Source organism: Streptomyces sp. AC1-42W (assembly GCF_003248355.1).
Lineage (GTDB): Bacteria > Actinomycetota > Actinomycetes > Streptomycetales > Streptomycetaceae > Streptomyces.
The window spans coordinates 1,082,680-1,095,936 of sequence record NZ_QKWY01000002.1 but is presented as its reverse complement, the minus strand read 5'-3'; the positions used below and the strand labels follow the sequence as shown (position 1 = coordinate 1,095,936).

10 protein-coding genes are annotated in these 13,257 nt (G+C 72.5%); 5 read left to right on the top strand and 5 right to left on the bottom strand.

The genetic code is table 11. The features are described 5' to 3' along the window. Window positions 1-19: 19 nt before the first annotated feature. Entirely contained in the window at window positions 20-1,741 is a 1,722-nt protein-coding gene (locus DNK56_RS22895) for a DUF5691 domain-containing protein (RefSeq protein WP_241990059.1), read from the top strand. A 94-nt stretch (window positions 1,742-1,835) separates the two neighbouring features. On the opposite strand, the gene DNK56_RS22890 is transcribed toward DNK56_RS22895, so the two are convergent. Continuing rightward, window positions 1,836-2,249 (bottom strand): cobalamin B12-binding domain-containing protein, encoded by a 414-nt coding sequence (locus DNK56_RS22890; protein WP_111337657.1) that lies wholly within the window; start codon window positions 2,247-2,249, stop codon window positions 1,836-1,838. Window positions 2,250-2,716: 467 nt separating this feature from the next. Between DNK56_RS22890 and DNK56_RS22885 the strand changes: the two genes are divergently transcribed. Further along, window positions 2,717-4,363 (top strand): M23 family metallopeptidase, encoded by a 1,647-nt coding sequence (locus DNK56_RS22885; RefSeq protein ID WP_111337655.1) that lies wholly within the window; start codon window positions 2,717-2,719, stop codon window positions 4,361-4,363. 66 nt (window positions 4,364-4,429) lie between these two features. On the opposite strand, the gene pcrA is transcribed toward DNK56_RS22885, so the two are convergent. Then, on the bottom strand, window positions 4,430-6,904 hold the full coding sequence (pcrA, locus tag DNK56_RS22880) for a DNA helicase PcrA (RefSeq protein ID WP_111337653.1): 2,475 nt from the start codon (window positions 6,902-6,904) through the stop codon (window positions 4,430-4,432). 475 nt (window positions 6,905-7,379) lie between these two features. Here pcrA and DNK56_RS22870 point away from each other — a divergent pair, with 475 nt between their 5' ends. Beyond that, window positions 7,380-8,561 (top strand): C40 family peptidase, encoded by a 1,182-nt coding sequence (locus DNK56_RS22870; RefSeq protein ID WP_111337651.1) that lies wholly within the window; start codon window positions 7,380-7,382, stop codon window positions 8,559-8,561. 67 nt (window positions 8,562-8,628) lie between these two features. On the opposite strand, the gene DNK56_RS22865 is transcribed toward DNK56_RS22870, so the two are convergent. Continuing rightward, window positions 8,629-8,982 (bottom strand): hypothetical protein, encoded by a 354-nt coding sequence (locus tag DNK56_RS22865; RefSeq protein ID WP_111339486.1) that lies wholly within the window; start codon window positions 8,980-8,982, stop codon window positions 8,629-8,631. A gap of 307 nt (window positions 8,983-9,289) precedes the next feature. Here DNK56_RS22865 and DNK56_RS22860 point away from each other — a divergent pair, with 307 nt between their 5' ends. Further along, window positions 9,290-10,336 carry a C40 family peptidase gene (locus tag DNK56_RS22860; protein WP_111337649.1) on the top strand — a complete coding sequence of 349 codons (1,047 nt, stop codon included), beginning with the start codon at window positions 9,290-9,292 and terminating at the stop codon, window positions 10,334-10,336. A 42-nt stretch (window positions 10,337-10,378) separates the two neighbouring features. Further along, on the top strand, window positions 10,379-11,152 hold the full coding sequence (locus DNK56_RS22855; protein ID WP_111337647.1) for a GNAT family N-acetyltransferase: 774 nt from the start codon (window positions 10,379-10,381) through the stop codon (window positions 11,150-11,152). A 34-nt stretch (window positions 11,153-11,186) separates the two neighbouring features. Here the strand turns inward: DNK56_RS22855 and DNK56_RS22850 are convergent, their stop codons facing one another. Both DNK56_RS22850 and DNK56_RS22845 read right to left on the bottom strand, forming a co-directional pair. After that, entirely contained in the window at window positions 11,187-11,891 is a 705-nt protein-coding gene (locus DNK56_RS22850) for a LuxR C-terminal-related transcriptional regulator (RefSeq protein WP_111337645.1), read from the bottom strand. Next, window positions 11,875-13,173: an ATP-binding protein gene (locus DNK56_RS22845; RefSeq protein ID WP_111337643.1), complete on the bottom strand. Its 1,299-nt coding sequence runs from the start codon at window positions 13,171-13,173 to the stop codon at window positions 11,875-11,877. Before DNK56_RS22845 ends, DNK56_RS22850 begins: the two co-directional genes overlap by 17 nt. Window positions 13,174-13,257 lie beyond the last annotated feature (84 nt).

Below are 13,257 nucleotides of genomic sequence, written 5' to 3'. Positions count from 1 at the left end.
CGCCTCCCGAGGAGGAGCAATGTCCCACCCGACCACGGCCGCGACACCCACCGAACCCGTGTCCCCGTCCCCCGCTCCGGTCTCCGTTTCCGCCTCCGTTTCCGATTCCGTTTCCGATTCCGGCGGGCCGGGTGGCGCACCGGCGGGGCTGCCGTGGGAGGAGCTGGTCACGACGGCCCTGCTCGGTACGGACCGGCGCCCGCCCGCGGGCGTGTCCGGCGGCGGCCCGGACGGTACGGCGTCGGCCGTGCTGGACGCCGCCGCGCTGCACACCGTGCGGCGCCGGGCCGGGCTGCTGCCCGCCGCCGCGTCCCCCCGCCCCGCCCCGGCGCCCGACGATCCCCGGCCGCCCCTGCCGGAGGCCGCCCGCAACCGGCTGACGCAGCTCCTGGCGGACCGGGCCGCGGGTTCCGGCGGCCGGCGCGGAGCCGCCCCGGACCTCACGGAGCTGATCCCGCAGTGGCTGGCCACCGCCAACGAGCACGGCTACCGGGCGCCGGACTCCGCGCTCCCCGCCCTGCTGGACGCGGCCCGTGCCCGTACCGATCTGCGCCCGCAGACCCTGCAGTTCGCCGGGCCGCGCGGCCTGTGGCTGGCCGGGCTGAACCCGGAGTGGAAGTTCGCGCTGCGCGGCGCGTCCGGGAGCGCCCTGCTGCCGTCCCCGCAGGACACGGAGGCGGTCCGCAAGCTGTGGGAAGAGGGCCTGTTCGCGGAGCGCATCGCGCTGCTCGGCGTCGTACGGGCGCATGACGCGGACGCCGCCCGCGCGCTGCTGGCCACCACATGGCGGACGGAACGGGCCGAGGACCGGCTGATGTTCGTCGACTCGCTGCGCACCGGGCTGTCCGGGGCGGACGAGGAGTTCCTGGAGGAGGCGCTGGCCGACCGCAGCCGCAATGTCCGGGCGACGGCCGCCGAGTTGCTGTCCGCGCTGCCCGGTTCCGCGCTCGCCGGCCGGATGGCGGAGCGCGCGCTGACGTGTGTGAGCCCCGGCCTCACCGGCGACGAGCCCTTCGTCGCGGTGGAGGCGCCGCACGAGTGCGACGAGGCGATGCAGCGTGACGGAGTGGTGGCCCTGCCGCCGTCCGGCCGGGGCGAACGGTCCTGGTGGCTCGGCCAGTTGGTGGAGGCGTCGCCGCTGTCCGTGTGGCCGGTGCGGTTCGGCGGGCGCGGCGCGGAGGAGATCGTGGCGCTGCCGGTGGCGGACGGCTGGGGCGAGGAGCTGCACGCGGCCTGGTGCCGGGCCGCCGTGCGGCAGCGTGAGGCGGTGTGGGCGCGGGCGCTGCTCGGTTCACCGGCGACGCCCCCGTCGAACGGCCCCGGCACGGCCTCGCTGGCCGAGCGGTCGAAGCTGCTCGCGGTGCTGCCGCCGGACGAGCGGGCGGCCTGGGTGGCGGATTTCGTCGCCGCGCACGGGTTGTCGGAGGCGTTCCAGCTGCTGGGGGTGTGCCCGGTCCCGTGGGCGCGGCCGTTGGGGCGGGCCGTCGTGGACGCCCTCGACATAGCCAGGGACGCGGGCAGTTACCCGTGGAGCTTCAGCGGCGTGATGGGCCTGGCCGAACGCTGCCTGGACCCGGCCGAAGCGAGCCGCCTGGAGGTCCTGACGACCACCCCGGACGAGCCGGCGGACGCCTCCCCGGGCGCGAACGGCTACTGGTCGGAGGCGTTCCAGCGCCTGGTCTCGACGCTGCGCCTGCGCGCCACGATGGACAGCGAGCTGTCCTGGCGCCCGGCCGGCTGAGCGCGCGGGCCGCCCCGTGCCCCGGTCCGCCGGAGCGGGGCGGGGCGGGCGGCCCGGTCGCGTGATCCGCCGCAGGCCGTGGTGGCGTGGTGGGCTACGCCTCGGCCGGGTGGCGGACGTTGGCATTGACCCAGTCGACGATCGCGGTCGTCGTCGCGCCGGGGGTGAAGATCTCCGCGACGCCCTGGTCCTTCAGCGGGGCGATGTCCGCCTCCGGGATGATGCCGCCGCCGAAGACCTTGATGTCCGCCGCCTCGCGCTCCTTCAGCAGCTCGATGACCTTCGCGAAGAGCGTGTTGTGCGCGCCCGAGAGGATCGAGAGACCGATCGCGTCGGCGTCCTCCTGGATCGCCGTGTCCACGATCTGCTCGGGCGTCTGGTGCAGCCCCGTGTAGATGACCTCCATACCGGCGTCGCGCAGCGCCCGCGCGATCACCTTCGCCCCGCGGTCATGGCCGTCGAGGCCCGGCTTGGCCACCACCACGCGGATCGGACCGGTCACACCCATCACTGCCTCCACCTGCGTCTCCCGTGCCTGAAGGGCCGGGGATGTGAACGAACGTTATCCACAGCATCCCGCAAGCCGCCGTTTCGCGGTGGACCGGGAGGGGGAAATCACACCTGGGACGTTGCTCACGGGCACCGGTCCCGGAGCCCGCGGCGCGTGCGCCGTGCGGGGCCGGGGGCCCGAGGACCCGCATCGGGGTCGCCGTATCACCACGCCGGCAGCCGCACGGCGTGGTGATACGGGCCTCCCGGAAGCCCCCCAGTTAAACCGAACAAATTTCGAACATAGGGCCAAGGCTGCGTACGCCCGCTGCCGAAAGACGGCCGATTGCCCGTTTTCCCATGCGTCCGGGAGCCGTCGAAGATTGTCGACGGCGGATACCGCCGGGTACAGTCGCGGCCACTGCTCACCCCCGGAGCCCCCACGTTCCGGGCACTGGTCCTGCTGCCGAGGCGAGAGAGAAGTTGGTGAACGACCAGCACCCCCACGCCGGGTATGCCGGATACGACGGCTACGCCACCGGCACCCTGGACGCCACGGGCAGCTTCGAGACGGACCCGCTCTTCGGTTCCCTCCCCGGCAACGGCGACGGCAACAGCACGGGCACCGGCTACGACGGCGGCTACGACGCCTCGTACGACACCTCGCAGGGCCACGGCATCCCGTACACGGGCGGTGCGGCCGGATACGGCGCGTACGACACCACGCAGTGGGACACGGGCGCCCACCAGACCCTCGGGACCGGCGGGTTCGACGAGTCCGGGGCGTATCCGGCCTACGCCGACCAGGCGCAGCAGCACCCGCAGTACGACGCGGCCCCCTACGACGCCGCCCGGTACGACGGATCGGCGCAGTACGACACCACGACGACCTGGCTGCCGAGCGAGGGCTACGCCCCCGGCATCCCGTCCCAGGGCGGCGCCCCGGAGACCTCCGGCCGGTGGGACACCACCACCTGGACCGCCGGCACCGCCTGGCCGTCCGACGACACCGCCTCGTACGACACCGGCGTGTACGACGCCACCGCCTGGAACACCGGCGCCACGCCCGGACACGATGAGCAAAATGTGCAAAATCCGGTCGTGTCGAACGAAGCCGAACAGCATCCCCCGGCGGAGACGTACGAGAGCGGCTACGAGACCTACGCGCCCGGCTCCGGTGACTACGACCCGTACGAGCCCTACCGCGTCGCCGGTGGGAGCGGCGAGGAGGCCGGAAGCCACCCGGAACCGGCCGACGACACCACGCACGACCCGCACGACGCTCTGGAAGCCGCCGACACTCTCGACGCCCCCGACGCTCTCGACGCCGCAGACGGTACGCGCCCGGCCGGTGACCACCGTCCCGCCGCCCGCCCCGCTCCCCGGAGCGCGGGCCGCAGCCGCAGGCGTTCCCCCGCGAAGCGCTCCGCACTCCTGACCGTCGCCGTTCCCTCCGCCTGTGTGATGAGCGTGGCCGGGATCGCCGCCGCCTCGGTGAGCGGCATGGGCGGCGACGAGGCGAAGAAGGACTCGACCACGACGATGGCCGCCGCCGACGCGGTCAAACCGGCCGTGGCCAACAACAAGCTGGACACCCAGCTCGCCAACCTCAGCGCCGACGCGGAGAACTTCGCGGACCGCGCGAGCCGCACCCAGGAGCGCATCGACCTGAAGGCGCGGCAGGCGGCCGAGAAGAAGAAGCGCGAGGAGGAGGCCGCCCGCAAGGAGGCCATGCGCCCCAAGTTCGTGATGCCGGTCAAGCAGCACGGGCTGAGCGCGTACTTCGGGCAGGCGGGCGTCAACTGGATGTCCGTGCACACGGGCATCGACTTCCCGGTCCAGTACGGCACGCCGGTGATGGCCGCGACGGACGGCACGGTCCGTACGCAGTACAACAGCGCCTACGGCAACATGGCCATCGTGACCATGGCCGACGGCACGGAGACCTGGTACTGCCACCTCAGCAGCACCCGTATCCGCTCGGGCCACGTCAAGGCCGGCGATGTCATCGCGTACTCCGGCGACTCCGGGAACTCCACGGGCCCACACATGCACTTCGAGGTGCGGCCCGGCGGCGGCGCGGCGATCGACCCGCTGCCGTGGCTGCGCAGCCACGGCGTGAACCCGAACTGAGCACCACCGGGCCCGTCGGGACCGGGAACGGCCGGAGCCTCGGGGGCTCCGGCCGTTGCGCGTCTCTCAGAGCTTCTGCACGGGCGCGTACCGCAGGAGCAGCTTCTTCGGTCGGCCGTCGCCGAAGTCGACCGTGGCCTTCGCCTGATCGCCGATGCCCTCGACCGTCGTCACCGTGCCCAGGCCGAACTGGTCGTGCGTGACCCGGTCGCCCGCCACCAGGGTGATCGTCGGCTTGTCGGAGGTCCGCCGGGTCGCGAAGCCGGACGGGCCGGAGCGGGCGCGGGAGGCGGAGAGCGACGAGGTGATGCCCGAGGTGGGGCCGGCCGGGGCGGCCATCGGGCCCTTGCGCTTCCAGTCCAGGTGCTGCTCCGGGATCTCCTCCAGGAAGCGGGACGGCGGGTTGTACGAGGGCTGTCCCCAGGCGCTGCGCATGGCGGCCCGGGTGAGGTACAGCCGCTCGCGGGCGCGCGTGATGCCGACGTAGGCGAGGCGGCGCTCCTCCTCCAGCTCCTTGACCTGGCCGAGCGCCCGCATGTGCGGGAAGACGCCGTCCTCCATGCCGGTCAGGAAGACGACCGGGAACTCCAGGCCCTTGGCGGTGTGCAGGGTCATCAGCGTGATGACGCCGGAGCCGTCGGTGTCCTCGTCGGGGATCTGGTCGGAGTCGGCGACGAGCGCGACCTGCTCCAGGAACTCGGCGAGCGTGCCGGTGCCCTCCTCCTCGCTCCGGTCCTGCTCGAATTCGAGGGCGACGGCGGCCAGCTCCTGGAGGTTCTCGATGCGGGTCTCGTCCTGGGGGTCGGTGGACGCCTGGAGCTCGGCGAGGTAGCCCGTACGCTCCAGGACCGCCTCCAGCACGACGGCCGGGCCCGCGCCGGACTCCACGACCGTGCGCAGCTCCTCCATCAGCGTGTTGAACCGCTTGACGGCGTTGGCGGAGCGGGCGGCCATGCCGTACGCCTCGTCCACGCGGCGCAGCGCCTGCGGGAAGGTGATCCTCTCGCGCAGCGAGAGGGCGTCGATCATCGCCTCGGCGCGTTCACCGATGCCGCGCTTGGGCACGTTGAGGATGCGGCGCAGCGGGACGGTGTCCTCGGGGTTGGCGAGGACGCGCAGATAGGCGAGGACGTCCCGGACCTCCTTGCGCTCGTAGAAGCGCACGCCGCCGACGACCTTGTAGGGCAGGCCGACGCGGATGAAGATCTCCTCGAAGACACGGGACTGGGCGTTCGTCCGGTAGAAGACGGCGACGTCTCCGGCCTTGGCGTCGCCCGCGTCGGTGAGCCGGTCGATCTCCTCGGCGACGAACTGCGCCTCGTCGTGCTCGGTGTCCGCGACGTAGCCGGTGATGCGGGCGCCGGTGCCGGCGTTGGTCCAGAGGTTCTTGGGGCGGCGGCTCTCGTTGCGCTCGATGACGGCGTTGGCGGCGGAGAGGATCGTCTGGGTGGAGCGGTAGTTCTGCTCCAGCAGGATCGTCGTCGCGTCCGGGTAGTCCTCCTCGAACTGGAGGATGTTGCGGATGGTCGCGCCCCGGAACGCGTAGATCGACTGGTCGGCGTCGCCCACGACGCACAGTTCGGCGGGGGCGTCCTCGGGGCCGGCCGGGCCGACCAGCTCGCGCACGAGGGTGTACTGGGCGTGGTTGGTGTCCTGGTACTCGTCGACCAGGACGTGCCGGAAGCGGCGGCGGTAGTGCTCGGCGACGTCGGGGAAGGCCTGGAGGAGGTGGACCGTCGTCATGATGATGTCGTCGAAGTCCAGCGCGTTGGCCTCGCGCAGCCGGGCCTGGTACATCGCGTACGCCTGGGCCAGCGTCTTCTCGAACCCTCCCCCATTCTCGGCTTCGCTCGAATGGGAGGTGCCCCCTCCCGCCTGCCCGGCGAAGGTCTCCTCGTCGATCAGTTCGTTCTTGAGGTTGGAGACCTTGGCGGTGAAGGACTTCGGCGGGTAGCGCTTGGGGTCCAGCTCCAGATCGCGGCAGACCAGGGCCATCAGCCGCTTGGAGTCGGCGGCGTCGTAGATCGAGAACGAGGAGGTGAAGCCGAGCTTCTTGGACTCGCGGCGCAGGATGCGGACGCAGGCGCTGTGGAAGGTCATGACCCACATGGCGTGGGCGCGCGGCCCGACCAGCTGCTCGACGCGCTCCTTCATCTCGCCGGCGGCCTTGTTGGTGAAGGTGATGGCCAGGATCTGGCCGGGGTGCACACCCCGCTCGGCCAGCAGGTGGGCGATGCGGTGGGTGAGCACACGGGTCTTGCCGGAGCCGGCGCCGGCGACGATGAGCAGCGGCGATCCGGAGTGCACCACGGCGGCGCGCTGCTCGGTGTTCAGCCCGTCGAGCAGGGCCTCGGGGTCGATGACGGGGCGGTGCGCGCCGTCGCGGTAGTACGCGTCGCGCGCCGGCGGGGGCCCGTCGAACACGCCCGCGAAGAGGTCCTCCGGCACCGCTTCGGGTGCGGAGTCCTCGGGGGGCGGCGGGGGCCCTTCCTCCTCGTGCTGGAGGCCGGCCAGGAAACTGTCGTCAAAGAGGCTGCTCATCGCTGTCCGAGTCTAAGGCGCCCGACTGACAGCCGACCCCGCTCCGGAAAGGTCACGAAAATGTATCGGGCATATCGAACACCAACCTTCACAGCGGCCCCTCCCGTTGGCTAGCGTGCTCGTTCGGACGGCCCGTACCCCCAGTGGCGACCCACGCCGAGCGGGCCCCGCGCCGAATCCGGGCCCGCCCGGAACCGGGGACCCAGACGCATGACCGGGGTGAATCGGTCCGCCCCCACCGGACCGTAGGGCAACCTTCCGCTTTCGCCCGAACCCGACAGCAAGGGCCTGTCCGGCGGATCAGGGTCGGACAGGGCGCGGCGTCTGGTGCGGTGCATCGCAAGGCGCCGGAGCGTCGCGATAGCGGAGCTATCGGGGCGGTTCGGCAACGCGGCGAGGTGCCGTGCCAGGCGTCGCGACCCCGGCCATGATCCGCCGGACAGGCCCTCACCCGGTAGGCGGTCCACGGAAGGAGATGCCGGCCTTGGCGTCGCATCGCAAACCGCGTAACCGTGTCCGCTCCACCGTTCCCGCCGTGGGGCTCACCTCGGCCGCGCTGGCCTCGGTCACCCTGTTGTCCTCGCAGAGCGCGCTGGCCGCCCCGGCGCCGTCCCGGCCGAGCATCGAGGAAGTGCAGAAGAGGGTCGACGACCTCTACCGGCAGGCGGGCACCGCGACCCAGAAGTACAACCGGGCCAAGGAGGCCACGGACAAGCAGCGCAACCGCGTCGACGCGCTGCTCGACGACGTGGCCAAGCGCACGGCCGAGCTGAACGACGCCCGCAGGACGCTCGGCAACTACGCCGCCGCCCAGTACCGCAACGGCGCCCTCGCGCCGACCGCGACCTTCTTCCTGGCCGACGACCCGCAGTCGTTCTTCGACCAGACGCACCTCATGGACCGGATGGCCGAGCGCCAGCAGCAGGCGGTCACGGACTTCCGTACGCAGCAGGCGAAGACGTCCGAGCAGCGGGCCGAGGCGGTGAAGAGCCTGGAGACGCTGACCGAGTCGCAGACGGCGCTGCGCACCAGCAAGGAGGACGTCCGGAAGAAGCTGACCGCGGCGCGGACGCTGCTGTCGAAGCTGACCGCCGAGGAGAAGGCGCGCCTGGCGGAACTGGAGCGCAAGAAGGAGGCGGAGGCCAGGCGGAAGGCGGAGGAGCTGGCGAAGAAGCAGGCCGCCGCCCGGGAGGAGGCCGCGCGCGAGGCCGCGAAGTCGGACGGGAGCGGTACGGGGTCGGGATCGGGTACGGAGACGGGTTCGGGCACGGGTTCCGGGTCCGGCGCGGACTCCAGCAGCAGCACCTCCACGAAGGCGGAGAAGGTCCTCGCGTTCGCCCGCGCCCAGATCGGCAAACCGTACGTCTGGGGCGCGACCGGGCCCGCCTCGTACGACTGCTCGGGGCTGACGCAGGCGGCCTGGAAGGCGGCGGGCGTGGACATCCCGCGCACCACCTGGGACCAGGTGAACATCGGCACCCGGGTCGCCACGGCCGACCTCCAGCCCGGTGACCTGGTGTTCTTCTACGACGACATCAGCCACGTCGGGATCTACAAGGGCGACGGGATGATGATCCACGCGCCGAAGCCCGGTGCGAACGTGCGCGAGGAGTCGATCTACTACATGCCGATCTACGGCAGCGTGCGCCCGGCCTGACCGGGGCGGACGAGGTCGACGGGCCGGTCCGTGCGGGACCGGCCCGGTGCCGGGCGGCCGCCGTCCGTCAGGTCCAGAGCGTGGCGATGAAGATGTTGGCGAGGGTCAGGGCGCCGACCGCCCCGAAGAAGCCCTTGTCCACCTTCTCCTCGTCCCGCTTCACGTAGACCAGCGCCAGGATGACGACCAGGATCAGCAGCTTGACGCCTATCTTGATGTTGTTCACCGAGTGGTCCTCGGCCTGGTGGAGGCCGACCAGGGCGACGCCGGTGACCAGCATGGTCAGCGCGCCGTGCAGCATGCCGGGGACGAACCGGGCGGTGCCGGTCTTCAACGCCTTCATCTGGCCGAGGAACCCGCCGAGCAGGGCGGCGATGCCGATGATGTGCAGGGCGACGACGAGATCGATGAGTACGCGCATGTGCCGCACCATAGCCGCGGCACTCCCGGCCCCTCACGGGCAGGGTGTGGATAACTCACCGCTTGAATGATGAATGCACTTTTTGCCTGCATCTGCGGCAATTACACCGATCACTTCCGGTCATTCACGGCCGTTCGGCAACAATGCCACGCCAAGAGAGGGCAATAGCCGCCATTACGACTCCGGCCCGTGTCCTCGGATTAGCGTCCATTCCCGGTGGCAGGCCCAGGCAGTGTCCTCGCCGGACCACCGAAGGAGCCCGCCGGTATACCCCGCCGGGCAGTCGCACGGAAGGACGCCCGCCCTCGTGGCAGCGCATCGCAAACCCAGGCAGCGTTTCACCACCGCCTCCGCGGCACGCACCGCGGCGACCCTCGCCTTCGCCGGGGCCGCGACGGCCGCCGTGCTGCCGGGAGCCGCGCACGCCGACCCCGCCCCCACCGCGGCGCAGGTCAAGGCCCAGGTGGACCGGCTGTACCGGGAGGCGGAGGTCGCCACCGAGAAGTACAACGGCGCGAAGACCGAGGCGGCCGCCGCCGCCAAGTCGGTCGACGCCCTGCGCGACGAGGCCGCCCGCAGGACCGAGCGCCTCAACGCCGCCCGCGACGTACTCGGCGCCTACGCCGCCGCGCAGTACCGTTCCGCCGGGCTCGACCCGTCGCTGCGGCTCGCGCTCTCCTCCGACCCGGACCAGTACCTGCGCCGCGCCACGTACGCGGAGCGGGCCGGTGAGCGCCGGGCCACCGAGGTTCGCTCCGTGCAGCGCCAGGTCGCGGAGATCGCCCAGGTACGCGCCGAGGCGGCCGGCAAGCTGACCGAGCTGGCCGACCGGCAGGCCGCGCTGGAGAAGCACCGCTCGACCGTGCGGGCCAAGCTCGCCGAGGCCCGCCGGCTGCTCGCCCGCCTCACCCCGGCCGAGCGCGCCTCCTACGAGTCGGCCGACGCCGGCCGCGGCCCGGCCCGCGCCGACCGCGGCACCCCGCGCGGTGCCGTCAGCGCACCCAACCCGCGCGCCGCGCAGGCGGTCGCCTTCGCGTACGGCGCGCTGGGCAAGCCGTACGTCTGGGGAGCCACCGGGCCCAACTCCTTCGACTGCTCCGGGCTCACCCAGGCCGCCTGGCGCTCCGCCGGTGTCTCGCTCCCCCGGACCACCTACACCCAGATCAACGCCGGTCAGCGGATCTCGCGCTCCCAGCTGGCACCGGGGGACCTGGTCTTCTTCTACTCCGGCATCAGCCATGTCGGCCTGTACATCGGGAACGGGCAGATGATCCACGCGCCGCGTCCCGGAGCCCCGGTCCGCGTCGCGCCGATCGACGAGATGCCCTTCGCGGGGGCGACCAGGGTGGCGTAGGCTCCCCGCCTCCGACCGCAACGGCCCGAAGGACGACCGCACATGCCCATGGACGCCGACGTCCAGACCCATGCCCGCACGCTCACGCTGCGCTCCCCGGACCATGTCCGCGTCGGGCCGTTCGTGATCCGCTACAACCCGAACTGGTCGCTCAAGTACGCCAACTACGCGATCCCGGACCGGGACGCGGAGCCGACGCCTGACGAACTCGACGCGCTCATAGCGGCGTTCCGTGAGCGGGACCGGATGCCCCGGTTCGAGTTCCTGCCCGGCTGGGCTCCCGCCGTCGAACCGGCCCTGCTGGCGGCCGGGTTCACCGTCGAGAACCGTGCCCCGATCCTGGCCTGCGCGCCCGGCGACCTGGTGGAGCCGAAGCCCGTCGTGGACCTGGTCGTCGCGGAGCCGGCGACCGACGCGGAGTTCGCGGCGGCCGCGCTCGTCCAGCACCTCGGCTACGGCGGGGAGGGCGAGCCCGAGGACGGCACGGCGGAGTGGCTGCGGAACGCGGCGGCGGGCGGCGGGGTCGCCGCGCTCGCGACGGTCGGCAGCACCCCGGCGGGCGCGGGCGGCTGCTCGGTCCCGGTGGACGGACTCAGCGAACTCGCCGGACTCGCGGTCGGCGCCGGGTTCCGCCGCCGGGGCATCGGGGCGGCGCTCTCCGCCCACCTGACGCGCACCGCGTTCGAGCGGGGCTGCCGGGTGGTGTGGCTGGAGCCGGGCGACGCCGATGTGGAGCGCATCTACGCGTCCATCGGCTACCGCAGGGTCGGCGAGAAGCTGAACATCTCGCTCGACCCGGAAGGCGCCCCCGCGTAGGTCACCGTCGTCCGCCCCGGCCGCAGGCCCTGCCCTAGACCAGCCGTCGTGCCGTCGCCCAGCGGGTGAGTTCGTGGCGGTTGGAGAGCTGGAGCTTGCGCAGCACCGCCGAGACGTGCGACTCGACCGTCTTGACCGAGATGAACAGCTGCTTGGCGATCTCCTTGTACGCGTAGCCCCGCGCGATCAGCCGCAGGACCTCGCGCTCGCGCTGGGTCAGCCGGTCGAGGTCCTCGTCGACCGGGGGCGCGTCCGTGGACGCGAAGGCGTCGAGGACGAACCCGGCCAGGCGGGGCGAGAACACCGCGTCGCCGTCCTGGACCCGGAAGACGGAGTCCACCAGGTCGGCGCCCGTGATGGTCTTGGTGACGTAGCCGCGGGCCCCGCCCCGGATGACCCCGATGACGTCCTCGGCGGCGTCCGACACGGACAGGGCGAGGAAGCGCACCGGGTCCTCGGCGGCGCTCATCAGGGGCGCGCAGCGGCGCAGCACCTCGACGCCGCCGCCGCCGGGGAGGTGGACGTCGAGGAGGACGACCTCGGGGCGGGTGGCCGTGATGACCGTGACCGCCTGGTCGACGTCGGCCGCCTCGCCGACGACCTCGACGCCGGTCTCCTCGGTGCGGCCGATCTCGGCCTGTACGCCGGTGCGGAACATCCGGTGGTCGTCGACGAGGACGACCCGCACCCGGCGCTCCGGGTCCTGCCCGCCCCCGGTCGCCTCACTGGTCCCGTTCATCGCTCGTCCTCTCCATCTCAAGCTCGACCTCGGTGCCCCCGCCGGGCACCGAGCGCAGCCGGGCGGTGCCGCCGTTGCGCTGCATCCGGCCGATGATCGATTCCCGTACACCCATTCTGTCCCCCGGTACGGCGTCCAGGTCGAATCCCGGGCCCCGGTCGCGCACGGAGACGAAGACCGTGCGGCCCTCGACCTCCGCGTAGACCTGGACGGCGCCGCCCTCGCCACCGTACTTGGCGGCGTTGACCATCGCCTCGCGCGCGGCCTGCATCTGCGCGGACAGCTTCTCGTCCAGCGGGCAGTCGCCGACCACGACGACCTCCAGCGGGACGCCGTGCTTGTCCTCGACCTCGGCGGCGGCCCGCTTGACGGCCTCGGCCAGGGTCTCCGGTTCGTCGTCCTCGTCCTTGCCGGTGCCCTCGGGGTTGTAGAGCCAGTTGCGCAGCTCGCGCTCCTGGGCGCGGGCGAGTCTGCGGACCTCTCCGGCGTCGTCGGCGTTGCGCTGGATCAGGGTGAGGGTGTGCAGCACGGAGTCGTGGACGTGGGCGGCGACCTCGGCGCGCTCCTGGGCCCGGATGCGCATGAGCCGTTCCTCGGAGAGGTCCTGGGTCATGCGGACGAGGTAGGGGCCGGCGAGCAGGGCGATACCGGTGAGCACGGCGATGGCCGCGGTGATGACGTTGCCCAGCTGGGCGGCGGAGCCGCGGACGACCATGAAGACGGCGAGGCCGAGGCCGACCAGGGCGACCCCGGCCAGGGCGCGGGCCACTTGCAGCACGCGGGGGCGGCGGCCGACCTCCATCCAGCGGGCGCGGCGGGCGTTGTCGGCCTGGCGCCACACCAGGACGGAGCCGGCGCCGATGAGGAGGCTGGGCCAGATGTAGCGGTCGGCCTTGCTGCCCATGTCGACGTTGCCGACGAAGACGGCGGCGCCGATGAACAGCGCGATGAGGGCGAAGATCTGGCCCTTGTCGGGTTTGCGGAGCCTGCGGGTGCCGTCGGGGGCGGTTTCGAAGACGGACCGGGGTCCGTCGACCCCGCCGACGCCGAGCGGGACGACGATCCAGAACACCGCGTAGAGCAGGGCGCCGAGGCCGTCCGCGAAGAACAGCCCGAGGAAAACGAAGCGCAGCCAGACGACCGGGAGTCCGAGATGTCCGGCGAGCCCGCGCGCCACTCCGCCGAGCAGCCGCCCGTCGGCGCTGCGGTACAGCTTGCGCAGCGGGGGCTCCTCCGGGTCGGGGGCGTGGGAGCTTGCGGCTCGGGTGGTGGCGGCTGGCATGACCCGATCGTCACATGTCCGTCCGGGTGGCGGCATCAGGGTCGGCCCCCACTTCGACCCTGAGACGCCCGGGGGACGCCCGGG